The sequence below is a fragment of the Paenibacillus sp. JJ-100 genome (genome assembly GCF_948329825.1).
In the GTDB taxonomy this organism is placed as follows: domain Bacteria; phylum Bacillota; class Bacilli; order Paenibacillales; family Paenibacillaceae; genus Paenibacillus.
Genome location: NZ_CAOJCM010000001.1, coordinates 1 through 26,525 on the forward strand (window position 1 = coordinate 1; position 26,525 = coordinate 26,525).

The 26,525-nt window shown below is 43.0% G+C and carries 31 protein-coding genes and 2 pseudogenes; 26 read left to right on the forward strand and 7 right to left on the reverse strand.

The window, feature by feature from the left end:
* Positions 1-439: 439 nt before the first annotated feature.
* From PQG66_RS00005 to PQG66_RS00015, 3 genes are all read left to right on the forward strand, one after another.
* On the forward strand, positions 440-886 hold the full coding sequence (locus tag PQG66_RS00005; RefSeq protein WP_272033754.1) for a DUF4279 domain-containing protein: 447 nt from the start codon (positions 440-442) through the stop codon (positions 884-886).
* A gap of 252 nt (positions 887-1,138) precedes the next feature.
* Positions 1,139-1,585 carry an oxidoreductase gene (locus tag PQG66_RS00010; protein WP_272033756.1) on the forward strand — a complete coding sequence of 149 codons (447 nt, stop codon included), beginning with the start codon at positions 1,139-1,141 and terminating at the stop codon, positions 1,583-1,585.
* A 251-nt stretch (positions 1,586-1,836) separates the two neighbouring features.
* The gene (locus PQG66_RS00015) at positions 1,837-2,571 is read left to right on the forward strand and encodes a barstar family protein (protein WP_272033758.1); all 735 of its coding nucleotides are present in this window, start codon (positions 1,837-1,839) and stop codon (positions 2,569-2,571) included.
* A gap of 289 nt (positions 2,572-2,860) precedes the next feature.
* On the opposite strand, the gene PQG66_RS00020 is transcribed toward PQG66_RS00015, so the two are convergent.
* Together PQG66_RS00020 and PQG66_RS00025 are read right to left on the reverse strand one after the other, a co-directional pair.
* Positions 2,861-3,289: a hypothetical protein gene (locus PQG66_RS00020; protein WP_272033762.1), complete on the reverse strand. Its 429-nt coding sequence runs from the start codon at positions 3,287-3,289 to the stop codon at positions 2,861-2,863.
* A 117-nt stretch (positions 3,290-3,406) separates the two neighbouring features.
* Positions 3,407-4,744, reverse strand: coding sequence for a SpoIID/LytB domain-containing protein (locus PQG66_RS00025; protein ID WP_272033764.1), 1,338 nt, complete (start codon positions 4,742-4,744; stop codon positions 3,407-3,409).
* A 703-nt stretch (positions 4,745-5,447) separates the two neighbouring features.
* Between PQG66_RS00025 and PQG66_RS00030 the strand changes: the two genes are divergently transcribed.
* Entirely contained in the window at positions 5,448-6,089 is a 642-nt protein-coding gene (locus PQG66_RS00030) for a FusB/FusC family EF-G-binding protein (RefSeq protein WP_272033766.1), read from the forward strand.
* Positions 6,090-6,291: 202 nt separating this feature from the next.
* Here PQG66_RS00030 and PQG66_RS00035 read toward each other — a convergent pair whose 3' ends face one another.
* Positions 6,292-6,879 (reverse strand): NAD(P)H oxidoreductase, encoded by a 588-nt coding sequence (locus PQG66_RS00035; RefSeq protein ID WP_272036360.1) that lies wholly within the window; start codon positions 6,877-6,879, stop codon positions 6,292-6,294.
* A gap of 352 nt (positions 6,880-7,231) precedes the next feature.
* Here PQG66_RS00035 and PQG66_RS00040 point away from each other — a divergent pair, with 352 nt between their 5' ends.
* The 12 genes and pseudogenes from PQG66_RS00040 (at position 7,232) to PQG66_RS00085 (ending at position 14,240) form a co-directional block, all read left to right on the forward strand.
* Positions 7,232-7,561: a winged helix-turn-helix transcriptional regulator gene (locus PQG66_RS00040; protein ID WP_272036362.1), complete on the forward strand. Its 330-nt coding sequence runs from the start codon at positions 7,232-7,234 to the stop codon at positions 7,559-7,561.
* A gap of 14 nt (positions 7,562-7,575) precedes the next feature.
* On the forward strand, positions 7,576-8,052 hold the full coding sequence (locus PQG66_RS00045; RefSeq protein WP_272033768.1) for an NUDIX hydrolase: 477 nt from the start codon (positions 7,576-7,578) through the stop codon (positions 8,050-8,052).
* A 440-nt stretch (positions 8,053-8,492) separates the two neighbouring features.
* Positions 8,493-8,756, forward strand: coding sequence for a hypothetical protein (locus PQG66_RS25335; protein WP_442954980.1), 264 nt, complete (start codon positions 8,493-8,495; stop codon positions 8,754-8,756).
* Positions 8,743-9,279: pseudogene (locus PQG66_RS00050) on the forward strand (IS1595 family transposase); the annotation flags it as partial. The gene PQG66_RS25335 and the pseudogene PQG66_RS00050, both read left to right, overlap by 14 nt.
* Positions 9,280-9,373: 94 nt before the next feature.
* Positions 9,374-9,748 (forward strand): ArsR/SmtB family transcription factor, encoded by a 375-nt coding sequence (locus tag PQG66_RS00055; RefSeq protein ID WP_272033770.1) that lies wholly within the window; start codon positions 9,374-9,376, stop codon positions 9,746-9,748.
* A 109-nt stretch (positions 9,749-9,857) separates the two neighbouring features.
* The gene (locus PQG66_RS00060) at positions 9,858-10,652 is read left to right on the forward strand and encodes an SDR family NAD(P)-dependent oxidoreductase (RefSeq protein WP_272033772.1); all 795 of its coding nucleotides are present in this window, start codon (positions 9,858-9,860) and stop codon (positions 10,650-10,652) included.
* 479 nt (positions 10,653-11,131) lie between these two features.
* Positions 11,132-11,416, forward strand: coding sequence for a hypothetical protein (locus PQG66_RS00065; RefSeq protein ID WP_272033774.1), 285 nt, complete (start codon positions 11,132-11,134; stop codon positions 11,414-11,416).
* A gap of 189 nt (positions 11,417-11,605) precedes the next feature.
* The gene (locus PQG66_RS00070; RefSeq protein WP_272036364.1) at positions 11,606-11,740 is read left to right on the forward strand and encodes a DUF4085 family protein; all 135 of its coding nucleotides are present in this window, start codon (positions 11,606-11,608) and stop codon (positions 11,738-11,740) included.
* 38 nt (positions 11,741-11,778) lie between these two features.
* On the forward strand, positions 11,779-12,255 hold the full coding sequence (locus PQG66_RS00075) for a hypothetical protein (protein WP_272033776.1): 477 nt from the start codon (positions 11,779-11,781) through the stop codon (positions 12,253-12,255).
* 46 nt (positions 12,256-12,301) lie between these two features.
* Positions 12,302-12,417, forward strand: a pseudogene (locus PQG66_RS25340) (DUF2262 domain-containing protein); the annotation flags it as partial.
* Positions 12,418-12,674: 257 nt separating this feature from the next.
* A complete protein-coding gene (locus tag PQG66_RS00080) occupies positions 12,675-13,064 on the forward strand; it encodes a hypothetical protein (RefSeq protein ID WP_272033778.1) in 390 nt (129 codons plus the stop codon).
* A 141-nt stretch (positions 13,065-13,205) separates the two neighbouring features.
* Positions 13,206-14,240 carry a hypothetical protein gene (locus PQG66_RS00085; protein ID WP_272033780.1) on the forward strand — a complete coding sequence of 345 codons (1,035 nt, stop codon included), beginning with the start codon at positions 13,206-13,208 and terminating at the stop codon, positions 14,238-14,240.
* A 76-nt stretch (positions 14,241-14,316) separates the two neighbouring features.
* Here PQG66_RS00085 and PQG66_RS00090 read toward each other — a convergent pair whose 3' ends face one another.
* A complete protein-coding gene (locus PQG66_RS00090; RefSeq protein WP_272033782.1) occupies positions 14,317-15,357 on the reverse strand; it encodes an anti sigma factor C-terminal domain-containing protein in 1,041 nt (346 codons plus the stop codon).
* A gap of 252 nt (positions 15,358-15,609) precedes the next feature.
* On the opposite strand from PQG66_RS00090, the gene PQG66_RS00095 reads away from it, so the two are divergent.
* The 3 genes from PQG66_RS00095 (at position 15,610) to PQG66_RS00105 (ending at position 17,512) form a co-directional block, all read left to right on the forward strand.
* Entirely contained in the window at positions 15,610-16,140 is a 531-nt protein-coding gene (locus PQG66_RS00095) for an HAD-IIIA family hydrolase (RefSeq protein WP_272033784.1), read from the forward strand.
* Between the two features lie 14 nt (positions 16,141-16,154).
* A complete protein-coding gene (locus PQG66_RS00100; protein ID WP_272033786.1) occupies positions 16,155-17,009 on the forward strand; it encodes an aminoglycoside phosphotransferase family protein in 855 nt (284 codons plus the stop codon).
* 122 nt (positions 17,010-17,131) lie between these two features.
* On the forward strand, positions 17,132-17,512 hold the full coding sequence (locus PQG66_RS00105) for a VOC family protein (protein WP_272033788.1): 381 nt from the start codon (positions 17,132-17,134) through the stop codon (positions 17,510-17,512).
* A gap of 173 nt (positions 17,513-17,685) precedes the next feature.
* Here the strand turns inward: PQG66_RS00105 and PQG66_RS00110 are convergent, their stop codons facing one another.
* Positions 17,686-18,669: a cation diffusion facilitator family transporter gene (locus PQG66_RS00110; protein WP_272033790.1), complete on the reverse strand. Its 984-nt coding sequence runs from the start codon at positions 18,667-18,669 to the stop codon at positions 17,686-17,688.
* A gap of 354 nt (positions 18,670-19,023) precedes the next feature.
* Between PQG66_RS00110 and PQG66_RS00115 the strand changes: the two genes are divergently transcribed.
* The 6 genes from PQG66_RS00115 (at position 19,024) to PQG66_RS00140 (ending at position 24,283) form a co-directional block, all read left to right on the forward strand.
* Positions 19,024-19,698 (forward strand): response regulator transcription factor, encoded by a 675-nt coding sequence (locus PQG66_RS00115; protein WP_272033792.1) that lies wholly within the window; start codon positions 19,024-19,026, stop codon positions 19,696-19,698.
* The gene (locus PQG66_RS00120; protein ID WP_272033794.1) at positions 19,698-21,080 is read left to right on the forward strand and encodes a sensor histidine kinase; all 1,383 of its coding nucleotides are present in this window, start codon (positions 19,698-19,700) and stop codon (positions 21,078-21,080) included. The genes PQG66_RS00115 and PQG66_RS00120 overlap by 1 nt, the downstream gene beginning before the upstream one ends.
* A gap of 67 nt (positions 21,081-21,147) precedes the next feature.
* The gene (locus tag PQG66_RS00125) at positions 21,148-22,308 is read left to right on the forward strand and encodes an ABC transporter permease (protein ID WP_272033796.1); all 1,161 of its coding nucleotides are present in this window, start codon (positions 21,148-21,150) and stop codon (positions 22,306-22,308) included.
* On the forward strand, positions 22,305-22,982 hold the full coding sequence (locus PQG66_RS00130; RefSeq protein ID WP_272033799.1) for an ABC transporter ATP-binding protein: 678 nt from the start codon (positions 22,305-22,307) through the stop codon (positions 22,980-22,982). Before PQG66_RS00125 ends, PQG66_RS00130 begins: the two co-directional genes overlap by 4 nt.
* Positions 22,983-23,135: 153 nt before the next feature.
* Positions 23,136-23,666 (forward strand): NUDIX hydrolase, encoded by a 531-nt coding sequence (locus PQG66_RS00135; RefSeq protein ID WP_272033801.1) that lies wholly within the window; start codon positions 23,136-23,138, stop codon positions 23,664-23,666.
* A 110-nt stretch (positions 23,667-23,776) separates the two neighbouring features.
* Positions 23,777-24,283: a DUF4275 family protein gene (locus tag PQG66_RS00140; protein ID WP_272033803.1), complete on the forward strand. Its 507-nt coding sequence runs from the start codon at positions 23,777-23,779 to the stop codon at positions 24,281-24,283.
* Between the two features lie 69 nt (positions 24,284-24,352).
* On the opposite strand, the gene PQG66_RS00145 is transcribed toward PQG66_RS00140, so the two are convergent.
* Positions 24,353-25,177 (reverse strand): DUF2785 domain-containing protein, encoded by an 825-nt coding sequence (locus PQG66_RS00145; RefSeq protein ID WP_272033805.1) that lies wholly within the window; start codon positions 25,175-25,177, stop codon positions 24,353-24,355.
* Positions 25,178-25,268: 91 nt separating this feature from the next.
* On the opposite strand from PQG66_RS00145, the gene PQG66_RS00150 reads away from it, so the two are divergent.
* On the forward strand, positions 25,269-25,556 hold the full coding sequence (locus PQG66_RS00150; RefSeq protein WP_272036366.1) for an RNA polymerase alpha subunit C-terminal domain-containing protein: 288 nt from the start codon (positions 25,269-25,271) through the stop codon (positions 25,554-25,556).
* Here the strand turns inward: PQG66_RS00150 and PQG66_RS00155 are convergent, their stop codons facing one another.
* Positions 25,557-26,501 (reverse strand): hypothetical protein, encoded by a 945-nt coding sequence (locus PQG66_RS00155; protein WP_272033807.1) that lies wholly within the window; start codon positions 26,499-26,501, stop codon positions 25,557-25,559.
* Positions 26,502-26,525 lie beyond the last annotated feature (24 nt).

Here is a 26,525-nt window from a genome sequence, read left to right on the forward strand (position 1 = left end):
TATTCTATAGGAGACATTGAAGGAACCTTATTTAACTTACCTGAAAGTATATACTTTTACGATGAACTTCTTTACGTCTGTGATATGGGAAATCAACGAATATGTACTATAGATCCGAAGAGTAAAGTAATAAGTTCTTATAAAGTATTTAGAGAACCGGTATGGGAATATATAAGATCTAATAATTATGAGATCGTAAGACTGAAGTCAGGAATTTTTCGGGTATAACTGTCCGCATCGCCTAACAAAACATTTCTGCATCGTCGCCTACGCTCCTTGGTCGCCAAGAGGAATTTTCTGAGAAGTGAATCAGGCGACACATCCAACCGGCTAAGTCTGACGACCCGGTGCATTGCACCTTAAGCCACTTGAACGTCAGAAATGCAGCAACGTTATATGAAATCTACGTAAACATTGATCTGAGTATGAGGTGTATACATTGGAGAAATCAAATTCAAAAGTATACTTTAGTATGTTTGGTGATCATTTTCCGATTGATTTAGTATCTGATCTTTTAGGTTTAAAGCCAACTTGTTCATATTATAAAGGTGAATTGATACCTGAAAATCCAAATATAAGACGTATTAAAACAATGTACAGGAAAGAGACCATATGGGAAATTGGAACAAACTATGAAGAAACCTACGATATAAATGATCAAATAAATCAAGTGATAAACCAACTGAACAATAAAGAGCACACGATAATAGAACTTTGCAAAGAGTTTAAGTTGCAATGTCTTTTTATGATTGTAATGATTATTAATGAAGGTGAAACACCGGCTACATATATTAATAAGCAATTTATAAAGTTAGCTAATATGCTTGATGCTGAAATACATTTTGATATATATGCGAATCCTTATAAATCAAGCTTTGAAGATTAATTGTCAAGAGATTCGAAGAAGGCAGGGACATCTTAAAACACAATATTCACACATCGGACAATTCGCCCTCGGTCCGATACGAAGTCAGAAGTGGAATCGGAGAGGCATTTCAATCTCGAGGAAGCATATTCAGCCGGACACATCCGCACCGACTAACCGCATCGCGGCCGGCTCCTGGCGGAGCCTTAAGTCGGTGGGACGTCGTGAATACGATAACGTTATGTGAAATCCCTACAAGTCAAAAGGAGAAAAATGAAACCAATCAATCGATTACAAACAAAACTTGCAAGTCGCTTTAATGATCTAGATCCAGATAAAGAAGGTAATAAAAATACAAAATTTGCTGATCTGATTATTGATGAGAAATCGCTTTATCAGACACTTAAACAGCATGATTTAGTTCCTTCCCTTGGATGGGGAAGTGAAGAGTGGCAAAGGCAAATGATTGATTACTTTTTACTTAAAGAGACTCATCCATACTTGTACTATAGATATCCAATATTAGTTTGCCCATGGTGCGGTGATGAAGAATGTGGTTTTATTTCAGTCTTTATTGAAAGAGAAGATGAATTGATTATCTGGAGGGATTTTAAACTAGAACCAGATAATAAAACAATTGATATAGGACCATTTTATTTTAAATGGGAAGACTACGAAAAAGAGATCAACAAAACATATAGAACAGCAGGAATCCAATAGTATCCCTAAGGGATCTCGAAGAAGGTGGAGACATCACAATAACACAGTGTTCAGGCTGCGCGAGCTGAAGCTCCCTTGGTCCGGACCGAGGATTTTCACGGAAGCATATTCAGCAGCAACCCTACGAGCCTAAGTCTTCGACCGTTCACTTCGCTCTCTTAAGGCTCTCGAGTTCGTGAATATCAGAACGTTATATGAAATCAGCGTAAAGAGTAAACCCATAATTAATGCATATACATAGGAGTAAATCTATGAATTTCAAATATAGTCTATTCGACGAGGATGGCAGTATAATTATCGGACATTGTGATAATATTGGTGGATTATTAGAAACAAACATTAGTGAAACTGCGGATGAGGATTACTACGATCTCCGTTTTATTAATTTTCATTTCAGCCCTGAGTTTAAAAAGATTTGTTCAAACCGAAAGTATCCCGTAAGTAATTTATACATACTTATTTTAGATCATTGTGGTAATAAGATAGGTGATTATTATTTTGTATTGAATACTAAGAAAGTATTTACCTCATCAGATTTAAAAGATGGGCGAGATGTTAATATTGCTGGTTATCTTCCAATTGCTCTTTCTATGGAAAGTCTAAGACTCTGGGATCTTGGTAGAGAGTTAAAACAAAAAAATATTTGGTCTCAATTTACTAACCACCAGCGCGAGATCTGGATGGAGATAATCAGAAATCGATGTAAAATCTCCAGTAATATTCAGGACATAAGTAATCAAATTTATTATGTTGATGGTCGATATATCACAGATAAGATTTCTTTTTATTTTGCGCTGGGTGAATCCATCAATGGTCCTGGAGGTTACTTCGGCGGATGTCTGGACAGCTTGTCAGATTGCTTGTGTGGAGGCTTTGGTGTGAAACCACCTTTTACGATTGAAATCAATGGATTTGCTGATAAATGCGAAATAATTGAGAAGATTTTAGAAGTGCTTAACGAATATAATGTTACAATCAAACTTTAAAACAAAAAAAAAGATTTTTTGAAGTTAATCTAAGAAGACACCGACATCTTCATAATATTCACACTGCGGACATGCGTCCTTGGCCCAGCGTTCGCCGGACATCCCTCAAGATCTGAGATGGTCTTCGGAGCACTGTACGCCATGCCTTATATGAATTTGAACAAAAAAAGAGAAGCTGCTTTCCAAGATTAAATAGTTCAGAGACAACTGGATAATTAACAATGGACGATCACCTACAGTGGGCATCCATTGTTAATTATATCTTCCTTAACTATGATCTAAATCAAACTTACTCATTCGTAATATTTATCGTTTCATCAGTGATCGTTTTCCCATCACTTCCTAATGCTTGAACCACTAGACGATTGTGTAATGACTTACCCGCAATATTCCACGTTATTTTCCAACCATCGTTTCCGTTGGTATCATATCCGATTAGTTCTCTTTCTCCCCACGTCTCTGTCCCTGTTGGAACGGACCAGAAAAGAAGTGTTTCCGCGTTGGTCGCCTCTACAGTGACAGTTAAATCAGTACTGTTTGCAGGGACTACGACCCAACCTTCATTTTCAGGGAAGTTAGTCTTAATACTCGTGATCACAGGTGCAGATTCATTTCTTTGAACATCCTTAGTCTCATTATTTTTCGCAGAATCTTCTGAAGTACATGCAGTGAGAAGAAGAAGGAAAAAAAGAAGCAGGTAGAATGCTTTTTTTGTCATTACCATCACCTCCTTCTATAATTTTGAATGAATAATTTATATTATAGAAAAAATTAAATGAAATTCCAAAAAAAACGCCAAACGTTACGTTTGACGTTTTTGATCTGAACTAAATGATCAATAGTTCCCAGTTTGGATGTATCCACTACTTTTATCAGAAAAACTGTAATAATAGCTTAGTATAGTGTAGTAGTCATACTCTGGGTAATTTTGTGCAATATATTGTGTGCCCCATTGACTTAACACTCCACCCCAAGCTGTACCAATATCCCCTTCTGTTCCTGCTCTATACTGAGCGTCAAAAACTTTGCCATTAGAATTGACCATGAAAATTCCTGATACAGCATTAACGGCATTGTTTGTAGTTGTTTGACCAGAATTTGGAACGTAGTGTTGGTAATTTTGCCAGCGGTCTGTCAAGTGTGCCCCATAATCTGTTGCAGGTTTTCTTGGATAAGTGGCGTTATACCATGCATATGTCTTAATTGTTACTGCTCCAGCTTTCAATGACTCTGATTTCCATGATCCGTACCACTCGTTTGGCAATACATTCTTAGCGTAAGTGTCAAATCCGATATTAGTGATTGTTTTGGAACTAGTAATATACAATTTAAATGTTGATGGCGTACTCGTAGCACTTAGAGGTCGGATATCGTCCGAATTACTTTGAGCGTTACTTCCGTTCTTAGCCTTTTCCAGATTCAATTGTTCTCGTGGTTTCTTAATTGTAGTCGTTTCAGGAAGATCCTGATTGAGATCTATAGTATTTTCTTCTACTGTTTGATTTAATTCTGTATGTTGCGCATCTTCATTAATAGTGGTTTGCTCGATAGATTTACTCTCAAAGTTTACAATATTGCCTTGTTCTCGTTCTTTAACTACGTTGTTGGCTTTTTGCTCAGCTGTTGAATTAAAGGCATAACCAAGAGCTTTAAGCTCATCAATATTATAAACATTTTCGTGACCAATAATATATTCTTGTCCATTTAGATTCCCTGTTGCAATTAACTCATATTTAACACCATTGTAGAAGAATTCACTTTCTTTGTTGACTGTATAATTAAATCCTACATAGTAATATCCGATATCCGTATATGCTGAGCTGATGTCAGCAAAATAGGGCTCTACTTTTAGTATATTGTTGGAAGGGAGTTTTTTAGCCTCGAATACATTGATAGATTCTACAGATAAAATACCGGTCTTATTTTCTTCTTGTTCTTTACTTGGAAATCCTTGATAAAATTGTTGTCGATCGGGCGAATAAGATTGAACAAACGAATCCCAGTCTTTGTTATTGATTGCGTCAACATAATCAGAGACAACGGCAGGCAATATACTGTCAGATGCACTGATGGTCTTAACCGTGTCAGTTGCAAAGGCGTTACTTGCAAGTGGAATTGTTAGAATCGATACCATGCAGCATGAGACAAATACGGATTTGAACATTTTCAACATGAATGTTATTCCTCCTAGTTTTTCATAATGGATAAACTATGATAGTGCTTTGAAAGAACTTTTAAATATTGAATGAACTTTCATTAATCACCACCTATGAATTCAAGCTACTCCCGAATAAGAATCTCTATAAATCTCGGCTCTTTAAAGGATGTTATTAGCGGAAGTATCGTTGAAATTATTTCTACTATTTTCCTTATGTTGAATCTTGATACAATTACTATTTTTACCTATTGATCTCTAAATTGTCAATGATGTTTTGTGAAATTTTCGAAGTTTATATTTTATAGCTTTACTAAACTAACAATCTATATTAACAGAAAGAAAAAGATTGGATTAATAATATAGTCATTGATCCGGGAGCAAGTCATACCTTGATTTCAGAGGATGAAGTAGATGATATTGGCATTTAAGTTGGGGGAGAAGTTATTTTTGAATTGAGGGAACGAAGCTCGTTGCCTACACTATACTGTCCTGCTATAATTTCCGTATATCGACTGTATTGGGGGTTATGACGTGGCAATATGGATGATGCCGGATTGCTCGTTCGCTAGAAAGCCTTACGCAAAGCCTGAATAGGGGCGGACTTTGTGTAGGGCGCGATAAAATGAGATCGTGTGCCCTGAAGACAACAACATCATGGTTCAACCCGCAGGCTTTGCACCTTATTTGCTTGACCACTATAAATAAGGGGCTGAAAGCCATGCAAACACCATTTATTCAGAATCATCAATATAACTATATTTATAAACAAGCCGAATTTCTGCTGAAAACGCTGCGCTCGGTCGTGGACCCCAAAGTGTTGGATACGGTCCGGTATACCGTCAGTACGAATGCCGTTGGCCTCTTCCAGGAACTGACGCTAGAGCAGAAACAGCTGCTGGAGCAGCTATCCACGTATAATACGCTGCATGACGTGCAGCAGTATTTGAACCAGCTTGAAGGTCATCTGATTGCATTCCCAGAGGTATCTGCCAAGCAGATTCAAAAGCTGTTCCCGAAAGCCAAGAAGCTCAAAGTGCCCGATCTCGAATCCATCGATTATGCACATACAACCTATCTGAGATGGACGGACATTGCGACGAGCCGCTTGTTCATCGTGTACCCGTACGAAGGCAGATTCCTTGGTATTGAGGGACGGATTACAGCCGCGAACAAGAAAGGGTACTGCATGTTCTGTCATCGTCACCAGGAGCTCGGATTCTTCAACGTGAAGACCAAGGCTCATTCGCCGGATAACTTTTCTTCCATTGGGCAGTACGTATGCATGGATCATGCGGCTTGCAACCATAGCATTACCGATATCACTATGCTGGAGAGGTTTCTTCTCTCGACAGTAAAATAATGCAAACACGCAGGCAGGGTCGCTCTTCGGAGCGACCTTTTTGTCGTATACAAGCGAAGTGCTTCTCTTACCATAAACGCGAGAAGGTTAGCGTGCTGGTCAACATGATCTATTTTCTACTTAGAAGACCTTAAGCTACAGAGATTGAAACAGGTTTTCAGACTTTATATCAATGCATAAGATGATTTAAGCCGTAATACCGTTATAGCGTAGAGGTATAAGTGGCATAATTCAGTCCCAAGTGATGCGCCTGGTTCAGCAGTGTCTCATAATGCTCAGGCTTGGCTTCCAACGTTTCATATAAAAATTCGACCCTTGATTGGGACACGCCGCAATAATCGGCAATCCCCACATTGAGCAGATTGGCGATAGATTGACCATAGTTGCGCTTTTGCATCTGTTCTTCCGTTACGCCCGAAAGAGCGATCCACAATATCTGCTGATGAGGAAGTTGGTTCGCACCGTAGGCAAATCCGTTGTTCATAACACGATCCACATAGCCTTTCAGCATGGCTGGCAGATGCCACCACCAGAGAGGAAACACAAAAGCGACAGCATCGTACTTCTTCAATCGTTCCATCTCCGTTTCAACCTCAGGCGAGAATACCTGTTTTTCTTGGGTATAGTCCGGTTCATCCATGTCACGTAGAATCGGATCGAACCCAATCCCATGCAAATCCAATATCTCATAACCGTGACCAGCCTTGGTAAGACCTTGTACAAAACGATCAGCCACTTGAAAGGTCAAGGAATCTTTTCTTGGGTGGGACACGACAACGAGCACGTTCATCTTATCTTTCACTACCTTTCTGGATTGCGGTTTTGTAGCCATGAATCGATGGCTGATGCTATTATAAACAGAGATGAGAACATCTGGAAGTACGCACTTTGATGTTCTATAGGAAGAATGAAGTGCTATAGGAACATCAAAGTACCCTAAATAGATGCCTCGAAATGGGCTTAAATTACGGATAAAGAGAAGAGAGAAAGTAAGAGTATAAATAAGTTAGAGGAAAGAAGCATGAAGATCATGTTTATAGATTAGTCATAACTTGATGAAGGAGGGAACAACGGTGACGGAACATGGACAAACGGACGCTCCCAAAAAGTATAAGGTCGGCGTGGAGGCAGCCTTGGAAGTGATGGGCGGAAAGTGGAAGCCTTTGATTATTTATCATTTGTTTACAGGTCGCAAACGGACCTCGGAGCTGCGGCGGCTGATCCCTGACATTACGCAGAAGATGCTGACCACTCAGCTCAGAGGTCTGGAAAAGGATGAGATCGTGCAGCGCAAGGTGTATTCGGAGGTTCCTCCCAAAGTAGAATATGAGTTAACCGCCTACGGTTGGGGACTCAAGCCTGCCCTGGACCATCTGTGCTATTGGGGAGAAGAGCATCTGGAGAAGGTGTATGGGGATAAATTCAAGGTATTGGAGGACTTCGATTCTGAAGAAAAGGGGGCGAAAAAGTGAATGGTGCAGAGCACATGAAACAGGTAGTCCCTATTCGTTGTGAAGGAGTGGCTGTAGTTCTGTTGAAGAAGAGCCACGATCAATACCGTGTACTGATGCTGAAGCGGGCTGGCCGTATGTTGCATAACGAGTGGTGTTATGTGGGTGGTGGGATAGAGAAAGGAGAGAAAGCATGGGAAGCTGCACTCAGAGAAGTCCATGAGGAAACAGGTGTTACGGAAGTCCGTTTGTACTCTGCCAACCAATTCGAACAATATTATTCACCCATGGAGGAGTATATCTATATTGCTCCTGTATTCGTAGGATATGTGGATGAAAGCCAGCCTGTCCGGTTAAATCATGAACATACCGAGTACCAATGGATGACGTTTGACGAAGCCAAAGAAAATGCGGCATTACCCGGAATCGATGACATTTTGGATTTTGTTGAAAAGCATTTTGTAAAAAAGGCCCCGTCCAAATGGCTGCGGATTGACGGGAAGGTTAAATAGGAGGGATACCTCATCAAATATACGACTACATATCCACGGGCCAAGTTGAATTTAATGCCATGCTGTTCGTTGAATTTATGTATATTCGGAATTTTACTGTTAGCAACAACGCTATATTCCAGTTCATAATGCTGTTGATAATGGGCGTTGTTTTACGTATATCATTATTCTGATCAAAGGATCTTTTTCACCAGACCGAGCATGATGCTGGGAAGCGATTATGTGATATCTACGAAAAATCGGAAATATCAAGCATCTCAAATGGAGTGCATCTACACGGGTTACAAGCGGATTGGCATCAAACTCCATGGGCGGCGGTTAGTCCCTATAGATTTATGTTTTTATTTTGAGGCTATGTTAAACTTTGTTGTTGATATTCGATGATTACGAACAAGTGTTCTATAATGAGGGCGATATAACTGTTCGGAGATGATTTGCCCATGGATTTAAAGGAACTGAAAAAGCTTGCTGATACGTTGGACGATAATGGTAAGCGAGAACTTATCTACTTTTTGCAGTCCCGAACCAAGGGAGTGGCACTTCCAGTTCGAGCGATTGATGAAATTCAAGAGCAGAAGCATAAAGATGGACTAGTTTGCCCGCATTGCAAAAACCATTCTGTTGTTCGATTTGGAAAGTACGCTGTAAGAACACGCACTGGAGAGGTTAAACGTCAATGTACCGTTGTAACGCAAGCCACGTAAACGTGGCGGCAAAGCGAAATATCGTGGTATAAGTCACGATCAAGTGTGCGTGCTTGTTGCCCGTGACCGTCAGAAAATGACTTACTCTGGCGTACTTGGGCGTGGGCGTATTCGGACTACAAAATTAGGCGAAACGATTGGTGGTCATCTATCTGACTCAAACGTGTTATGCACTGATTCATGGAGGGCATTTAGCTCCTATGCGAATTCAAAAGGCATGACTCATTACCGATTCAAATCCGACGGAAAACAACGTGTGAAAGGCGTGTACCATATCCAAAACGAAAACAGCTACCACAGTCGGTTGAAGAAATGGATGGATCGTTTCAATGGTGTTGCAACAAAGTATTTGCAGAATTACTTGGCGTGGTTTCGTTACTTAGACAGCAAGGAATATGAGAATACCGCATCGAACAAGAAAAATATGTTGGTCAAATCGTGCCTGTTTACTGTGACCGACATGAACACCAAACTTCGGCTTTTGCTTATTCTTGTTAAGCTAACGGGCAGATTAGTATTATAATATCTTTTCCAGCAGTCTTGCGTTTTAAAGTGTAACCTTTTATAATAACAAAGTAATCAAATATTTAATCGTTTGAATTTATTGAGGTGTAAACATGGAAATTGATCAGAGTAGTATAGATATACCGAGCGAATTGTTGGAAAAGAAACATGCTCTTCTGCAAGAGATTCGTCAATCCACAGAGATTTTTAAGGCGATGGCAGATCCTATTAGACAAGATATTTTAATGATGTTTATGTTAGTAAAACGAATGAATGTTGCACAAGTTGTTGAGAAATCTCATCTGTCAAGACCAGCAGTCTCCCATCATTTGAGAATTCTTAAGCAAGCAGGTATTCTGAATTCAACAAAGGAAAGAACCGAGGTTTATTACAATCTTACTTTTGGTGACACGGTTATTGAGCGACTTAAAATGTTAGTACAAAAAGCTGAAAGTTTATTAGATGACCCTGCAAAAGTACATGAATAAAATATAAAAGGCTTTCTTTTTGATCCAATGAAGAAAGCTTTTTATTTAAACATAATAATTAAATGATTAATCATTTGATTAATATAAAACTAAATTGGAGGCTGCATATATGAATTATGCAAATAAAACAGCCCTCGTCACAGGGGCTTCATCAGGAATAGGGGAGGTTTTCGCAAAGGAGCTCGCCAAAAAAGGATGCAATTTGATATTAGTTGCTCGGTCAGAAAAACCGCTCAATGAAATTGCAAAAAAACTACAAAAGGAATATTCAATTAAAGCTGTTTCTCTCCCGGTTGATCTTTCAGCTGGGAATGCAGCTGAAATAGTGCAACAAAAAGTTGAAAGTTTAGGATTGGAGGTAAATATTCTAATCAATAATGCTGGATTTGGAACTTTGGGGATCTTCAATGAAATTCCTGCTGCACGTTTGAATCAAGAGATCCAATTAAATATAACTTCCTTAACTGAATTGACTCATAAATTTATTGGCTCTATGATTAAGCGAAATGAAGGTGTTATTATCAATGTTTCTTCGATGACAGCATTTCAGCCGGTACCGTATATGGCTGCATACGGTGCAACAAAAGCGTATGTCCTATCGTTTACGGAAGCCTTATGGGCAGAATATAGAGATAGTGGACTACGTATCGTTGCATTGTGTCCAGGAGAAACGAAGAGTTCATTTCATGCTGTATCGGGTTCTGCGAATTTGAAAAGCAAACGGATGGAGCCAATTGATGTTGTAAATGCAGCATTTAGGGCGGTAGAAAAAGACAGAGGTTACATAATAGCTGGAAAAAATAATTATTTAATGGCCCAATTACCCCGGTTTTTACCACGGAGTGTTGTTGTGAAATTTGCAAGACGTTTATTTCAATCAGCTTTGACCTCAAATAAACGTTAACCTAACGGGTACGATAGCAATAAACCGCCTTTTCAACGAAGGCGGTTTTCTTATGGTCAAATATCAACATTAGAATTTAACATAGCCTATTTTGAAAAAAGCCAGGAAAACGCAGCTTTAGATGAACTAAGTGAGTGGGCAGCACGTCATCAAATAGAAGTGAAGCACAAATTTTTCCAAACATTAATGTAGGACTGTTCGTTTATTTTTAGTATAGTAAATCAACTGGAGAGATGCACATGAGATATCTAACGAAAGAATGGTATGAACTGTGTCAGCAGACCGGACTTCATTTTGGGATGAGGGTGCATAGCGGAGCTTATGAATTGGATGAGAATCTTTTTCTGCGGTTGTATAAAAGAAAAGGAAAAAGAGCGTGTGAATCTGGAACACGAACTATATGATCTGGACCCCGTTTTATGCTAGAGCGAGATGGTGAAGTGTTCATAAGCTTAGACACAGCTTTCAGTGGGGGAGAGGTGGGCGAAGAGGACCAGATGGTGTATCATATGCCGCATATCGAGAAGCTCATTGCAGAGTATGATGCCCGTCCTCCATTTGACGAGAAGAAATGCAAAGAAGAATTCAAAGAAATGATGGAGTGCAGTTTCCAAGACCAGGTGAAGCGTTTACCAAGAGGAATCTATGATCAGATTGCAGATATCCGAGTGTTTACGTTAGGGTATTGCACGAGAGAAGTTATGCGTCAACTGAAGAAACAGAGCGCAGAAAATACGAAACTGATGGATCGGGTATTGAAATAAAACAGGGAAGTCATTGCGGCACAGGATATTCCAGATGAAATACAGAGCCGGGTTCAATTTCATGATTGTACAGTGACGGAACTGCTGACAGGGGACGACGTTGTCATTCGCTTTGACAGCCGTGGAGGCTTCACCAATGTGAATAAACTCATGCTGGTTGCACCCCAAATCATCAAGCAATAAGGTGATATTGTAGGCAGTTACTGGCTGTATCAAGAGCTGTATCGGATCGATAATGGATATGAGCTTCATGTTCTATATGATGGAGAAAATATGCCTGAATGGATTGTTCGCTGTGCTGATATTCTCGTAGAGGAAGAGTGAGGCAGACCCTGGAAGGAACGATGTTTCCTATAACGCCTATGACCAATACAGCAACTTCCGTGTTTATCGAAATTTTAGTACTCAATGGTTCACATATTGCTGAGACAGACCGGGAAAAGGAATTTGTGATTTGGCTAGCGCAGAGAGATCAGAATGCGGTTGGGCGTGGGACGGTAGGATTCGGTCTTGAAGAGATGCCATGGTTGGATATTGATGTTGAATCGATGAAGCAGTTTATGTTGAGTATGATTCATGGAGCAAGAAATAGAACCCAGTGGCACATCTTAGATTATGAGCCTGGTGAGGAGTGGACCCATAGGACTCTTAATCATTTCGTCAACATGATTGAGTCGTTCAACCAAAACCATGTTAATGAACAACATTACATAGAATGGACCTCAATTGACGATGAGGATGATTATGAACCAACAATTCCTGTAGGTTATCCAAAATGCAAAGAACATGGAGTCTATCTTTCCTCTTTGGGTTGCGTTATTTGCAATTCCTTAGATTGAGAGGGGGGATAACCTATTAAGAGAATCACTTCATTGATTATAATATGATTTTTGGCCTGAATACGATGAAGATGATGAGAACCTAATTTGGGATGAAGTAGATGCGGGAATTATGACGTATCTATGGAAGACTTTGAAAGAGTCATAACGAAGAGCAATATATGAATGAACTTATTGACGAGTTCTGGGAGGAAACATGGGTTGTGTCTGTAATATTCTCTGTTGTTGAAGATGGGTGAATACGGTAAAGTATGATTCAGGCCCATCTCCAATATGATATAGAGAACAAACACATGAAAGAGACCAGCAGCTGCATGATCCGTCATAAGGAGTATTGAATCCACCGAAGGGGGCTGATTGATTATATACTGGACGTTCCAAGAAATTAGCAGAAGAACAGATACTATAAAGATAGGGGCGTGGTCCTGATCGTATTAACGTCAGCAATCATATTCACCGTCCTCATTCTGATCGTCATCCTCTTCCAGATGGCCTTAGCTGCAGGTGTGCCGTGGGGAGAATATGCAATGGGTGGGAAGTTTCCCGGGAAATACCCTATAGCCATGCGCTTCGCCTGCTTGTTTCAGATCGCCATATTGGCATTCATCGGTATCATAGTCTTAAGTAAATCTGGATTATTATTACCTGAATGGTCTGCATTTGCGGATATAGCGATCTGGTTTATCGTCGCGTATATGACTCTTGGTACGATTTTGAATCTGATCACGAGAAGTGTATGGGAACGGAGAATCTGGGCGAACGTCACGATCGTAATGCTTATAACCAGTATAATCATAGCCACTTCATAACGATGAGCAACAACGAAATCTATAAATCTAGAGCCCTGGCATGTATGCCAAAGGGCTCTTTAATAGTTGCTGGTCGTCCTTTATACTAATGGGAGTTCGACCCATACAAAGAAATGATCAACGGAGAGGAGAGGCTTTATTATGCCGATCTACTACATCGCAGCAATTTTATTGGTTATCGCCGTATTTTTGGTTCGACGTAAGCTCAGGATTTTCCGCCCGGCAGGAAGACGCAGGAGACAGACGAAAGTTACATACAGACGAAAAAAAGCACCATTAAATCTTGGACTTCGAGAAGAAGTCTCCTATACACAAACCATTCTGCAATTGGAAAAGAGCTACAATAAGCATTTTGCAAACAAACTCAAGACCCGAATGCAGCAGGAACATCCTTACATGAAGCCGGCGGAGTATCGATGGAAACTGATAGAGCTGAAGCGATACTTCATTATGGCTTCATTACTTAAGCAGGTGCCTATGTTCAGTGATGAGGTAGATGATTTGTGGCATGAGATGCTGATGTTTACGAAATCTTACGCTGACTTTTGTGCAGAATTTATGGGTTCCACGGTACACCATGAGCCGGCAATTACCCGCCGCGAAACGCCAGGAGCACGTGCATGGTTTGATTGGGTGTACTGTCAATTATTCGAGTTCACTCCCTACAGTGCTGCAATCTGGGGTGATTTCTTCGCCTACCCATTATCCAGTGATGTACAGAAGCTGATCGCACAGGGAGATCGATCTGAACTGGTGAATGAACTGTTTCATGCCAGACGCATGAAGGAAAATCCTGAAGCTGCGCAGGTGATTAACTACTTGATTGATCAGCTACAACGATCGGCAACGCTAAGTGAAGAAGAGCTATCTTCGGCATCTTCCGGTAATAGCGATGTAGCTCTCGTCATGGCTAGCGCCATGGTGTATTACTCCATGCATCATGAGGCAACATATGGGTTGCATATGGGCCGACTGGAGCAGGAAATTCTTCCACAGGAAAAGGCAGGCTATGGTTCTTCGTCAGGTAGTGGCTGCTCAAGCGGTTCCAGCTGTTATGCGGATCATTGTACTGACAGTAGCAGTTCCTCGGGAGGATCTGGATCTTCCTCGGGATCATCTTCCGATTCTTCTTGCAGCTCATCCAGCTGTTCCTCTTGTGGTGGCGGCGGAGATTGATGGAGGTGCAATGTAAAAAGAGATCGTGCCTAATCAGACATAGGCACGATCTCTTTTTCAATGAAAGTCTGTATTGCTAATCCCAATTCCACACCTCGACTCGATTCAGATAAACATGTTGAAATTCCGGATTTTCTATCAATTTCTGCAATTCACGTACAGGACCCGTTATAACGGCGCCGTATACTTGCACACCATTCTTTTTCAGATAAATTAGACGTTTTTGATCTAGTTCGGCACCGCTATATTGAAGATTGCTTGATAATATCCACTCCAGATCAGACATCATGAAATCAATTTGTTCCTTCATCGTGCCTTGAGACTGTTCCTGCTCTTCCGATTCAGTAGGAAAATAATTAAACCATCTCCCTCCGCCGTCTTCCATTTGATACAGTGGTTTCAGGGTCAAGTGAGGAATAATATAGTCGTACATGCCTGCTCTTGAATACGAAAGATTCTTTTCCTGCATTTCTCCAGAATAGACCGGCATGGCCGTTACTCCGACATCGTACTTGGAAAGGAGCTGCATGAGCTGCTCGGGAGATTTCAGATTTTTCAAAGAGATGGACATCTCGGCAACATATCCTTCATCCATCTTACGCAGCCTCTTGATGACGCCATTCTTCTCAGAGTCATCATATGAAGCCGGGCCATCGACCAGAGTATAGGGAAGATAAAACGGACCCGAATCGTTCCCATTCAAATACGAGCCCGTCTTTGACAAGCTGTAACTGAACTTTCCTGTAATACTAAGCTCGGCCTGAATTTCACCAGTAATGACTTCCCATGATCCGACCAGACGGTATACCTTAAGGGTTGCCTTCTGTGTAAGGAAGGGTGTAACTTCAAATGCCGAACGGTTCGTCTTGTCCACGCGTAGCCCGTCACCATTCATCTCGACCACCGAAACAATAGTACGCATAAACTCATTACGCACCTTCGACTGATCAAAGTACATATGCAGAGCATAGATATAGACATGATAAAGTAAAAATATTAAAAGAAGAGTTCCTCCAGCATTAACGAAGAATTTCCACCTTGTTCTCCACACCATTCGCTCGAACTGCTTGTGACTCCATTCAGAGCGCTGATCTTCAAAATCATTTTGATGAAGCACATGCTGCTCATCATGTTTCGTTATTTTTGATATGATTCATCTGCCCCTTTCATCTGCTGCATCTCTTCTCTATAGGGAGGACTGGTACTGTTTGAATAGTTCCGCATATAAATCACCTTTCATTCCAGATTTCATCCTCCTTCTTTTAAAACAACGGGTGAAGTTAAAAAATGTTACAATTATTTTGAAAGTTTAAAAATCAAATCCATTATGGCTGCTTTAATCCAACTTTATCGGGAGTGAACATATTTGATGTATTCAAATCGAGACGTTCATGCTGTTTTTATCGACAGAGATGGCACGATTGGGGGTACAGGGCATTTTATTCATCCGAGAGATTTTGAATTATACCCGAATGCACAGGAAGCGATTAGGCTATTAAAGGAGACGGGGACGAAGGTATTTGCATTTACGAACCAATATCGGATTTCACGCGGACAAGCAACGATTCAGGAGTTTGAGACGCAGTTTCGGGAGTTTGGCTTTGATCAAGCCTATATCTGTTCACATGACGAAGAATGCAACTGCCGCAAGCCCAAGCCGGGAATGTTACTTCAAGCGGCAGCAGAGCATGATTTGGACTTGACCCGATGTATCGTTATTGGCGATGTAGGCGACACCGATATGCTTGCTGCCCATGCGGTAGGAGCGACCAAGATCATGGTGAGAACAGGATGGGGCGAAGCCTCTTTAACGAAATTCAGAGATAAGTGGGCGGAGACTGAACCGGATTATATTGCAACAGATATTTTGGAAGCGGTACATTGGATTGTCAGCAGATAAGATAGGAGAAGGATATGAACAACAACCGAAGCATCAAGGACATGAACATGCTTTTTCAGAAACACAGAATTCAAGAAGAGATCGTGGAAGCAAAACAGTTGTCAGGTACCACGGCAGGACGGGTGTTCAGGCTCCGCGCAGACTCGGGCGAGCAGTACATTCTGAAATGGGATGATCCCGAGCAAGTTCGTATTACATGTGATTTCCTGAACATATACAGTCATGTACCGCTGCTACAGAAGATTCTTTTTAAGGATCTGGATGATACCTATCTGGTATATCGTTATGTGGAAGGTGAGACTCATTCCAATCGGGGAGCGAAGAAAGTGTGGTTAACCCGGCTTGTAAAAGAGGTGTTTAATACATATGTCCGATTGCCGGATACAGAGCCATGGGGAAGACCTGAATACCCAAGAGAGACATGGAAGGTATTCAATCAGATTAGTATTGACGAGGCCAGAGAGAATCTTGGGGATGTGCTTGGAACGGAAGATTATGATCGGGTTCAAAAGGTAATCAATCGTCTGTTTCAGAGCGATGAGGGGCCAAGGTTCCTTTTGCATGGGGATGCGGGTGTTCATAACGTTGTGTTTAAGCAAACGGAATTGATTGGGTTAATCGATCCCTCTCCAATGGCGGGGCCTGTCTTTTATGACTTTCTGTACGCCTTTTGTTCTTCACCAGATGATCTTGACCCGGATGTGCTATGGGATGTATTTGAGCATCTTGAACAAGTAACGATGGATAGATCCAGGTTAATGGAAGAAGCACTGGTTCATTTATATTGCCGAATTGGGCTCAGTAACAAACATCATCCGCAAGATTTGCCTACGTATCTCCAAGCGTGGGAGTTGTGGAAACGGGTATGAGAGGTAGATAACGATATGGTTTACTGAAAATTTAGCTAGATTTGTTGATCTACTCTCTATAAAATAAGATTATATAATGAAACTGCGTTTCGTTAGATGAAACTTGAAAAGGAGTAGATAACATGTCTTTTCATTTCAATGGTATTGACCATGTTCAGCTGGCAGCTCCCGTAGGGTGTGAGACGGAAGCTCGACATTTTTTCAATGCAATCTTGGGCTGGACTGAGATTCCAAAGCCCGAAACGTTACAGAAACGTGGTGGGGTCTGGTTTCAATGTGGTGAACATCAGGTTCATATTGGTGTGCAGCAAGATTTTGTGTCCGCCACCAAAGCTCATCCAGCGTTTCATGTGCAGAACCTGGAACAGCTTCGTGAGCATCTTCGTACCCACAACATTCCAGTCGTAGATGATGTAGCTAGAGCAGAGGAGGGCGTACAGCGTTTTTATGTGAATGATCCCTTCGGGAATCGGCTGGAGTTTCTAGAGTGGATCTCGGCATAAAGAGCATACAGTGAATGCCATACGGATCGCATACGGCAATACTACCATCACAATTAATACCCATAGTGCTATTAACGTTGCAACGAAAACAAAACAGGACGCTCCCCTAACGGAACGTCCTGTTTTGTTTTGTATCATTAAATCGAAGCAAGTGCCAGCTATACTGCAATAATTCAATGATGGTGATGCGCATGTGCATCTGGGGCGTCACCTTTAACGGTGCAGAGGACCGAGGTGTCGTGAAGATGTTTTTCAGACTCCACCTGTAAGGTGACATGTTTGATCTCTTTATGCGCCAGCAGATGTTCAATTTTCTGTACCAGAGTCTCGGAGGCATAGACATCCATCGTTCCATCCACGACGATATGGGCGGTGAGTGCGTTCAGATTGCTGGTGATCGACCAGACGTGAACATCATGTACCCCTTTGACACCATCGACCTGCTGGATGGTCTGCACCAGATCGTTGACATCCACGTTGGCTGGTGTACCTTCCATTAGAATGTGCAAGGAGGATTTAGTGACATAGAATCCACTGCGCAATACAAGTACAGCAACAATAACACTTGCCAGCGGGTCAGCCCAACCCCAACCGAAGAACATCATGAGCAGAGCAGCGGCGATGGCTCCGATTGATCCCAGCATATCACTAATGACGTGAAGGTATGCGCCGCGCATATTGAGGTTATTTTCCGTATCGCTACCGCGCATCATGAGCCAGGCGACTAGAATGTTCACAAGCAATCCGATTGTGCTGATGATCAGCATGCCCATCGTTGCAACTTCAGGTGGGTTAATAAAACGACCGATGGCCTCGTAGAAAATATAAAGAGCAATGGCAATTAACGTAACACCATTCAATGTGGCTGCGAGAATCTCAAATCGTCTGTAGCCGTAAGTTTTGCCCGTGTTGACTGCTTTTTCTCCAAAAGTGAACGCCAGCAGAGCAATCCCCAGTGCAATGGAGTCCGAGAGCATATGGCCTGCATCGGAGATGAGTGCCAGGCTGTTGGTGATAAATCCCCCGAAGGCTTCCACGATCATATAGGTAGTAATGATAATGAAGGAAAAGAGTAATACTTTTTTGTTATTGGTGGTGTGAGCGTGATTGTGTCCATGGTCGTGCCCTTGATGATGACTATGTTGGTGTTCTGACATTGTAGATCCTCTCCTTAGGAGACTGGCTCCGTTATGTAAGTTGCATAATAATAACATCTTGCGTGTAACATGTGCTCTGTGGCAGATTTTTATGACTTTTCCTGTTGATTAAATGATAGATACTATAGGTTACAAAGTTACCGCCGAAATGTTCATCGAACGATTGCCTTTAACATGAATATATGAGCAATCATTCATATGTAATGGGTTTATTATAATTCGGTCTCATAATAGTGTCAACCAGGTTAGCGCACATATAAACAATAAACTTGGCAAAGTGCAGACGTGCTGGTAATTGGCTTTCTTTTTATGCTACCATCGGGGCATGATCACAATAGAAGGGCGGACACCAAGATGAAACATTTGCTAGTGGCAGACGATGATGCTCATATTCGCGCACTGCTGCGCCACGTCATGACGAAGGAGGGATATCGAGTTCATGAAGCGCAGGACGGTGTGGAGGCAGTCAAAATCATACAGGAGACACCCATCGATCTTGCAATTCTTGATGTCATGATGCCCGGTATGGATGGACTTGAACTATGTGATTTCATTCGTCAGCATTACGACATCCCGATCATATTGCTGACCGCACGGGATCAGCTGTCAGACAAGAAAGAAGGGTACTTGCGAGGTACGGATGAATACGTGACCAAGCCATTTGAACCCGAGGAACTGGTGTACCGGGTCAAAGCTCTGTTTCGCAGATACCATCGAACCTCCAGTGATATCATTCGTATGAACCGGATTACGATTGATCGCAACAATGTGGAAGTGAGTGACGGACAGTCGATTCTTTTCTTGCCGATGAAGGAATTTGAACTATTGTCCCAGCTTGCACAGTTCCCTGGGCGTCTGTTCTCGCGGGACGAACTGATTCGGCTCGTTTGGGGTGCAGATTATGAAGGGGATGACCGTACAGTGGATGTACATATCAAGCGGTTGCGTGACCGATTTGCTGATTATGCGGATGATTTTGTAATTCAGACGGTACGGGGAATTGGATACAAGATCGAGGTGAAATCCTAGTGAGAACGTTGTACGTTCGGGTATTTCTCATTACGATAGCGGTGATTATCGTCAGCAGTGTGCTGGGCTTTTTGTTCTCGAATATCTATTACCACGCCAAGCTTAAGGCGTTTAATGATGAGAAGCTGGTGGGCATTGCGATGGACATGAAGCAGTTCGCCGAAGAGCAGCCGGATACGATGGATCGTTATCTGATTAATGCCGCTTCTCTCGGGTACGAAATCTATGTCACAGATGGCCAGGGACATGAGCAATTCTATGGCCGTGAATTTCGTGAGAAGGATCTGGACAAGCAAGCTGTAGAGCTTGTTCTTGGTGGTGAAGTATATCATGGGGTGGCTCAGTTTCCAAGCAAACCGTTCGTGACTGGATTTTTCGATAACCAGTTAAGCAACACGGTTGGTGTTCCGTTGCAGGTGGGCGGTACACATTATGCTATGTTCATGCGTCCAGATGTCATTCTGCAATTCGGAGAGCTGCGGATTTTCTTTGCGCTTATATGGGCTCTAACAGTCGGCGTCAGTGTACTTATCTTTCTATTCAGCACTCGTTATCTGGTGAATCCGATTGAACGACTTTCCGAGGCAACCAAGCGCATTGCACAAGGGAATTATAAGGTCAAACTAAATACGGCAAGACGTGACGAAATCGGACAACTTGCCCAGCACTTCATGACCATGAGCCGTGAATTGGAGCGCGTGGATCAGGCACGGCAGCAATTTGTATCCAACGTATCTCATGAGATTCAGTCACCGTTAACTTCGATTCAAGGATTTGCTCAATTGGTGGCGGACAGAGAACTGTCCGAACAGGAACGAGAGCATTATGCATCCATTATTGAAAAGGAGAGCCGGCATCTCTCATTGCTCAGTAAACAATTGCTAGTACTGTCTTCCCTGGAACAAGGACATGATGACATGACTCCAACCGAAACTACATTCTCCCTAAGAGGTCAATTCCGGCAGGCGGTTCAAGTGCTGCAATGGCAATTGGAAGAGAAAGAGTTGCTGCTTCGTATGTCTGTTCCCGAGTCCATACAGATTACGGGCAATGAAGTGTTGCTGATGCAGGTCTGGATGAACCTGCTAGGCAACGCGGTACAGCATCTGCCGATAGGCCGTAGCATTGAGATTCGCGCGGAGCAGACGGATACAGCGTGTGTCGTTCATATTTCCGATACAGGAGATGGGATTCCAGAAGAGCATCTGCCGTTCCTGTTTGACCGTTTCTACCGGGTGGATGAGGCGCGTGAACGTTCGTCTGGCGGCACCGGGCTTGGGCTGGCCATTGTGCAGAAGATTATCCGGATTCATCGGGGCACAATTGAGGTATCCAGTTCTTCTGAAGGTACAATCTTCAAGATAACGCTTCCGCAGATGTAATGTGTTGTTCATGTTCCGTTCATTTTGACCTCCTATACTTGGGTTATCAAGAGGGAGGTCAGAGCATATGTACTTAGCTATACGAGAAATGAGATTTGCAAAGGGACGCTATGCCTTAATTGCTACAATCATGGTGCTAGTTTCGTTTCTGGTACTGTTTGTAACTGGACTTGCACAGGGGCTGTCGTATGATAACGCGGCTTCGATTAAAAATATGGATGCAACTCATTTTGTACTCGAACAGGATTCGAATCATCGATTCACCCGGTCACAGGTAGGTCAGCAAGAGCTGGACGAGGCGCGGTCTGTCGTTGGGCAGGATCATGCCGAGCCGCTTGGTATTCGAATGACGACTGTTAGCCCGGCGAACGACACTATAAAGATCGATGTCACTCTTTTCATGGTGAATCCGGGCAGTTGGTTGACACCAACCGTTACCGAAGGTCAAGCGATTAATGATCAGTCCACGGGGCAGGTCGTCGTAGATCAGAAGCTGGAAAAATCGGGCGTAACGATCGGCACGGTTTTGGTGGATCAAGCCTCGGGAACAGTGTGGACAGTGAGTGGTTTTGTGCAAAATGAATCATTCAGTCATGCCCCGGTGGTGTTCATGAACGAGCAGGAATGGCTTGCGCTGCAAGCTGGATCACGCACGGCGGAAGCCGCATCTGCAAAAAATGGAGCCGTTACAGAAACGGGCACTGATGCTGGGCGTACGCCAGTCTATAATGCCATTGCCGTCAAAGGTGCGGAAGATCAGGTGAGCAGCCTGAGTACTGCCTTGCCGAAGACAGAGATCATCACCAAATCGGAAGCCGTATCCGCTATTCCGGGTTACAAGGAAGAGCAGGGCTCACTGCTGATGATGATTGCTTTTCTATATGTCATCTCGGCATTTGTGCTTGCGGTATTCTTCTACGTGATTACGATTCAGAAGACCAGTCAGTTTGGCATTTTAAAAGCAATCGGGACACGTAACGGTTACCTGGCAGGCAGTGTTTCGCTACAGGTGCTGTTGTTATCTGTAGGCAGTCTGGTGATTAGTGTGCTGCTTGTACGGCTGTTCGAATCTGTGCTGCCTGCATCAATGCCCTTCGAATTAGGATTATCCACGCTCGCATTAACTTGTGTGTTTTTCATTCTAATGTCGATGGCGGGTTCATTGTTCTCGGTGTGGAAGGTTACCAAAATTGATGCACTGGATGCGATTGGGAGGACGGCAGCATGAGAAACCGACTGGTATTACAAGGGATTACACAGACATTTGATGATGGCGGCAGCCCGCGTACAATTCTGGATCAGCTCGATCTGCAGGCGGCAGAAGGGGAGCTTGTCGCTGTGATGGGCCCTTCGGGTTCGGGTAAAAGCACATTCCTGTCCATTGCAGGTGCGCTGCTTGAACCAACGGGTGGAGAGGTATTGCTCGATGGTACTTCTATTATGGGTAAAAATAAAACGGACATCTCGGATGTGCGGCTGCGCCAGCTCGGATTTATTTTTCAAAGTGCGAATCTCATCCCGTACTTGAAGGTGGAGGAGCAGTTAATGGTCGTGGCCAAGCTTGCGGGCATGGATAAAAATAAAGCCGAGCGCCGTGCAGGTGAACTGCTGGATACGGTGGGCCTGTCCCACCGCCGGAAAGCATACACCGACAAGCTTTCCGGTGGGGAACGCCAGCGCGTTGCCATTGCGCGGGCGCTGATGAATGATCCGGCTGTGCTACTGGCGGATGAACCAACGGCCAGCCTGGACGCGGAGCGCGGGCTGGATATTGTAAGCACGATTGCACGGCTCGTCAAGGAGCAGGGCAAGAGTGCCGTGATGGTTACGCATGATGAGCGGATTTTGCCGCTCTGTAGCCGGGTTCTTTTTTTAGAAAAAGGAAAGCTCGCTCAGCACTAGACGATTCTAGGATATACGAGGTTGTAACGTGGAAGCTGAAATGTCAACGAAGGTCACAACTCCTGCTGGGGAAGTGGCCTTCTCTTTGTGTTTTCGACTATAATTGGAAGCATATAAAGTGAAAGTCATGGAGCGGATGGAAGGATGATCAGCATGAATATGGAACAATATCCGGCACTGAGCACGTCGATAGACTGGGGAATAATTGAGGCGGAGTTCAGGCTGGGAGAGCATGTGGATGAGACGCTGGTGAGTAATGTGAGTATTATTCCATTTATCGGGGACAAGTGTGTTGTATTTCAACTGGATAATGGACTGTGGGAACTGCCCGGGGGAACGTTGGAGGTGGACGAGCCTTATATGGACGGATTGAAGCGTGAGTTGATGGAAGAGTTAGGAGCAGAGTTACGCAGCTATCAGGTTTTCGGGCAATTTCATTGCACATCCAGTGCACCTGAGCCGTATCGGCCGCACATTCCGCATCCGCATTTTGTCAGGGTGATTGGTTATGGTGATGTGGAGTTGGTCAGCGATCCGCTCAATCCGGAGGATGGAGAGCAAGTGGTGGCGGTTGAAATGGTTGAGGTGGATGAAGCGGTACGACGTTTCCGTGAACAGAACCGGTATGATATTGCTGAGATGTACAAGCTGGCATATGAGCTGCGGGAAGGAGACAGACGCTGAGTAAGTGGTCAGAGCTGTTGGAGTCCAGTTCGGTTGTAGAATGGGGCACATAAATGTGTTCCTGTAGAGTATATAAGTGTTTCTATGACCTACATAAAGGAGGATTGCCCTTGGTTCGGGAGGAGATTAATCGTATGCTGGATGTGCTGCCAGAAAGTGAACTCAACATGGCGTACTCACGGATTGCAATGGTGTACCGCAAATATATGTATGAGAAAATGATCGCAGACAAGGGTGTGAAAGTGACCGAGTTCTGCGAGGAGTCGGAGGAGATGATTCAGCGCTGGGATGACGTATTTGCACATAACCTGGATGATATTTTAAAAGAAACCATCCATTACAGCCAGTACAAATGGCATATGTTCAGTTACGAACAGCAGGAGTGTTTAGAAGGGGAAGCAGCGCGAGTGGCCTTCGATGCGGAGGACAAAAATGATTTGTATGTGATGTACCAGCACTCGCCATATGTACAGATCTTTGAGAATGCCAGCGCTATCGTCGCAGCTGATTTTGATGAGCAACAGGATATCTATATCTTTGACAAGGCGTTCACCTGGACGTATGTACATACACATGAATCGATGTGCGGACCGTATTTTTATAAAATTGAGGCGTAAAGAGGAGGGAGTTCGGTTGCAGAATTCAACATCCAGAAGTCCCAATTCAATACAGATGCAGCTCACCCTTCAGGATGAATAGTAAACAGGTTCTATTTTATATAACGTTTGCTCAATGGTTGAACATAAGGTAGCTTCATGGATTCCAGTATGCTTAAGTCTGAAATAAAGACTCTTGAGAAAGTTTTTCATGTTGTTTTTTTGCCTGAAACCATCTAGGAACTCGGTCTCCTCTTCTGTACCAAAACGCTGAATCCATTGTTGGATATAAGTGAGACTGAGGATGTTTCGTTCTAAGATACGCATGACAGGACTGACCATTCTTTCGTCTTCACCATCGGAGTAGACCCGTTCGGTTATCGTCATTTTCTCGTAGACCAGATCCAGGATCGTGGACAGATCATCTGCATTTAATTCGTTACATTGAGCCAGATCGTCCAGAGCATCCGCAGCATGAGCTATTGCGTGTGCCCAGCCTTTGGTTTCGTCATATCCTCTGTAGTCCCTTTCTTCTCGAACATTGTGAAAGACAACGTCTTTGATCTGATGAATACGCTCACTCGACAGGAAGGGCGTGTCTCTATGTCGTATTAAAAGAAGAGGAATAACCAGCATAGAAAAAGAACGTGTGAACACGGAATCCGAATGAGATTCACCCAGTTGGTATAGCAGATGTTGGTCATCTAATATAATGGTTAAAATCTGTTCTAATTCGTATGTATTCAGGGCATGACTAGGAATCCAGTGGGATAAGGTTGTGTAGATCAACTCATCACGCAGTTGTGCATCCACGGCACCAATGTTATTCAGCATTTCTTGTACGATGGCGAAGGGATCCGGGGGTGCTTGATATTCATTTTCTCGAATGAACATCAGCTTTTCTTTCAAATTCATTACATACACTCCTACAAATCAGATTTTCGTTCTAGTGAACCTGGCTAATGCATGATTATACCATTTTCTGAGGAGGAAAGCCCATATGACGATGAATAGAGCAACAAAGCGGACATGCGAGAAGGGACATACTTTTTATAAAAAGAGTGATTGTTCCACTTGTCCCAAGTGTGAAGCAGAACGGAAACCGAAAGAGGGGTTCCTGAGCTTAGTGTCTGCCCCTGTCAGACGTGCGCTGGAATCAGAAGGCATTACGACATTACCGAAGCTTGCCGAGTACACGGAGAAAGAAATACTCAAGCTCCACGGAATCGGCCCTTCGTCTATCCCTACGCTTCGTAAATCACTGGAGGAAGAGGGATTAGCGTTTAAGGCATAACTATCCGATAACAGCTAACATTTCTTCCATTGTGATCTGATACAAGAGGTTTCCCTCACCCAGCAGCAGGCGATCCTGACGTAAATCTTGCCATGGCTGCTGAAATGGGCGGTTTTTTTCGTTCCGTAGTGATATTTTCGTTCCTTTGGTCAGGCTACCGGGTTTTTGCATTTTTTTGAGTACAAAGGTACCGTGCTTGCCGTATCCTGCATCGAATAAGAAGTGATATCCATCTGTACAAAAACCGGAGGAACCTGATAGTTGGGGATTCGCAAATGTGACATTAATTTGCTCGGAACCAACTTCGCCTGAGACGCATCCTAATCTAAAATCACTGTAATAGTAGAACCAGACTTCCTGTTCGTTCACTACATTGAGTGCGTAACAGTCGTAAATATCGGCTACGGTATTCTTATAGATAACATGTCCGTAGGCATCCCAAGCCAGCAGTCCATTCGCTCCAATGGGTTCATTCCAACCATAATTACCGAAGATCCCTTCATCGAAGTAGCTGGTCCAGATTGTTCCACGCTCTGTTACCTGTACACTTTGAATTCCATCCCCAAGCAAAAATTCACGAATCGTGGTGCCTTTCATATCACATACTTTGGCGTTTAGATCGAATTGATCTTTCCCGTAATAGGTACAACGTGCCCCAACCAGCAACAGATGTTCTTGAAGAGGCTGTACATAATGATAGTGAAAATGTTGCCTCCTAATCACAACTTCCTTCACCTGTTGATCTGATATAATCAGTACTTTATACGTATAGGATTCGTTTAGTTTGGTTTGCACAAACATATGTTGTATTCGTTCAGGTACTTTATTGATGAGCAACACATACGCAAGACCGTCGTATCCCCACTGTACGGAAACAATATTGAAACCTTCGGTGTAACTGGAGATGTCTGCAAAAGGTAGCAATTTTAATTTTGAATCAGGCATTGCTAAGTCCTCCTTCATAATCAT

What these genes read in the sequence shown, in the direction of transcription:
- PQG66_RS00145 (WP_272033805.1), bottom strand. Translation starts at nt 25,177, where the DNA reads ATGAATTTGAAAGAAAAGCTGATGTTCATTCGAGAAAATGAATATCAA.
- PQG66_RS00100 (WP_272033786.1), top strand. Translation starts at nt 16,155, where the DNA reads ATGAACAACAACCGAAGCATCAAGGACATGAACATGCTTTTTCAGAAA.
- PQG66_RS00045 (WP_272033768.1), top strand. Translation starts at nt 7,576, where the DNA reads ATGAAACAGGTAGTCCCTATTCGTTGTGAAGGAGTGGCTGTAGTTCTG.
- PQG66_RS00135 (WP_272033801.1), top strand. Translation starts at nt 23,136, where the DNA reads ATGAATATGGAACAATATCCGGCACTGAGCACGTCGATAGACTGGGGA.
- PQG66_RS00075 (WP_272033776.1), top strand. Translation starts at nt 11,779, where the DNA reads ATGACCAATACAGCAACTTCCGTGTTTATCGAAATTTTAGTACTCAAT.
- PQG66_RS00110 (WP_272033790.1), bottom strand. Translation starts at nt 18,669, where the DNA reads ATGTCAGAACACCAACATAGTCATCATCAAGGGCACGACCATGGACAC.
- PQG66_RS00115 (WP_272033792.1), top strand. Translation starts at nt 19,024, where the DNA reads ATGAAACATTTGCTAGTGGCAGACGATGATGCTCATATTCGCGCACTG.
- PQG66_RS00095 (WP_272033784.1), top strand. Translation starts at nt 15,610, where the DNA reads ATGTATTCAAATCGAGACGTTCATGCTGTTTTTATCGACAGAGATGGC.
- PQG66_RS00020 (WP_272033762.1), bottom strand. Translation starts at nt 3,289, where the DNA reads ATGACAAAAAAAGCATTCTACCTGCTTCTTTTTTTCCTTCTTCTTCTC.
- PQG66_RS00010 (WP_272033756.1), top strand. Translation starts at nt 1,139, where the DNA reads ATGAAACCAATCAATCGATTACAAACAAAACTTGCAAGTCGCTTTAAT.
- PQG66_RS00040 (WP_272036362.1), top strand. Translation starts at nt 7,232, where the DNA reads ATGGGCGGAAAGTGGAAGCCTTTGATTATTTATCATTTGTTTACAGGT.
- PQG66_RS00130 (WP_272033799.1), top strand. Translation starts at nt 22,305, where the DNA reads ATGAGAAACCGACTGGTATTACAAGGGATTACACAGACATTTGATGAT.
- PQG66_RS00025 (WP_272033764.1), bottom strand. Translation starts at nt 4,744, where the DNA reads ATGTTGAAAATGTTCAAATCCGTATTTGTCTCATGCTGCATGGTATCG.
- PQG66_RS00030 (WP_272033766.1), top strand. Translation starts at nt 5,448, where the DNA reads ATGCAAACACCATTTATTCAGAATCATCAATATAACTATATTTATAAA.
- PQG66_RS00155 (WP_272033807.1), bottom strand. Translation starts at nt 26,501, where the DNA reads ATGCCTGATTCAAAATTAAAATTGCTACCTTTTGCAGACATCTCCAGT.
- PQG66_RS00150 (WP_272036366.1), top strand. Translation starts at nt 25,269, where the DNA reads ATGAATAGAGCAACAAAGCGGACATGCGAGAAGGGACATACTTTTTAT.
- PQG66_RS00060 (WP_272033772.1), top strand. Translation starts at nt 9,858, where the DNA reads ATGAATTATGCAAATAAAACAGCCCTCGTCACAGGGGCTTCATCAGGA.
- PQG66_RS00085 (WP_272033780.1), top strand. Translation starts at nt 13,206, where the DNA reads ATGCCGATCTACTACATCGCAGCAATTTTATTGGTTATCGCCGTATTT.
- PQG66_RS25335 (WP_442954980.1), top strand. Translation starts at nt 8,493, where the DNA reads ATGGATTTAAAGGAACTGAAAAAGCTTGCTGATACGTTGGACGATAAT.
- PQG66_RS00015 (WP_272033758.1), top strand. Translation starts at nt 1,837, where the DNA reads ATGAATTTCAAATATAGTCTATTCGACGAGGATGGCAGTATAATTATC.
- PQG66_RS00105 (WP_272033788.1), top strand. Translation starts at nt 17,132, where the DNA reads ATGTCTTTTCATTTCAATGGTATTGACCATGTTCAGCTGGCAGCTCCC.
- PQG66_RS00035 (WP_272036360.1), bottom strand. Translation starts at nt 6,879, where the DNA reads ATGAACGTGCTCGTTGTCGTGTCCCACCCAAGAAAAGATTCCTTGACC.
- PQG66_RS00125 (WP_272033796.1), top strand. Translation starts at nt 21,148, where the DNA reads ATGTACTTAGCTATACGAGAAATGAGATTTGCAAAGGGACGCTATGCC.
- PQG66_RS00055 (WP_272033770.1), top strand. Translation starts at nt 9,374, where the DNA reads ATGGAAATTGATCAGAGTAGTATAGATATACCGAGCGAATTGTTGGAA.